This window comes from Vibrio sp. 10N.261.46.E11 (assembly GCF_041472735.1).
Taxonomy (GTDB): domain Bacteria; phylum Pseudomonadota; class Gammaproteobacteria; order Enterobacterales; family Vibrionaceae; genus Vibrio.
Window position 1 is genome coordinate 1 of sequence record NZ_JBFRQW010000044.1, and the last position, 946, is coordinate 946.

At 32.1% G+C, this 946-nt stretch carries 2 protein-coding genes; both read left to right on the plus strand.

Annotated features, from left to right (window positions below):
• Positions 1 to 34 precede the first annotated feature (34 nt).
• Entirely contained in the window at positions 35 to 376 is a 342-nt protein-coding gene (locus tag AB4407_RS14885; RefSeq protein WP_372121104.1) for a hypothetical protein, read from the plus strand.
• Positions 363 to 923: a reverse transcriptase domain-containing protein gene (locus AB4407_RS14890; protein WP_372121105.1), complete on the plus strand. Its 561-nt coding sequence runs from the start codon at positions 363 to 365 to the stop codon at positions 921 to 923. The genes AB4407_RS14885 and AB4407_RS14890 overlap by 14 nt, the downstream gene beginning before the upstream one ends.
• Positions 924 to 946: the final 23 nt, after the last annotated feature.

A 946-nucleotide genomic window follows, 5' to 3' on the forward strand; every position in this document is an offset into this window, starting at 1 on the left:
AGTCTAACTGGAGCAGATCACTCTTAAAGAGTTTTTGTTTTTTATTGTTCATATAATTAGTTCACTAGGGCCGATTAATGAAGTTGAGTTGGTTGATGTTTGTATAAAAACTAATAAGTACGGCAAGTCAAAGAAAGAAAAAATACACATTTCATTTGTTTTGTCTGTTTGTATAGCATTGAAAATAATTAACGTAATCGAGGTTGATGGCGTTGACTACTATACATGTATTGACTACCCCAGACTTTTTGTGAATGGGGAAGCTTCTGGGGTATTTGTCGTTTCTCAAAAAATGAGAGCAAGAAGTTTATCAAAATTGATACGTATTGATGAATATAGAAAACTATTAGGTAAAATTGTTCATGATATTGCTTGAATATTTAGCTAGGGAGTTGATTTTAGATAAAGGTTATATTAAAGACTTAGCAATTAACTCATCTCTTAATTATATCTCTTTTTCTATCCCCAAGAAGTCAGGTGGTGAGAGAGTTATTCATCAACCAAGTCGAGAACTTAAAGCATTACAAAGAGCTCTACATGATAATCTCCTCAAAAAATTACCCATCCATGAATCAGCATTCGCTTATCGTAAAGGAAAAGGTATTGATCAGCATGCAAAAGTTCATTTGTCAGCAAGATACCTTTTACGTCTAGATTTCAAACAATTTTTTGAATCGATCAAAGCTAAGGATATAACGTCATTTATAAACAAAAACAAAGATTTATTGTTGAGTGGTTGGACTGATAGTGACACTAAATTACTTGTTGATATTGTTTGCTACAAACATAAGCTAACTATGGGCTCAGTTACATCTCCAATCCTTTCTAATGCAATTTGCTTTTTATTGGATAAAGAGCTGGAGAAGATTTGTTATTTAAATGATGTAAAGTATAGCAGGTATGCTGACACGGTGAGATCGTGAACATTTATTAATCAAAATAACGA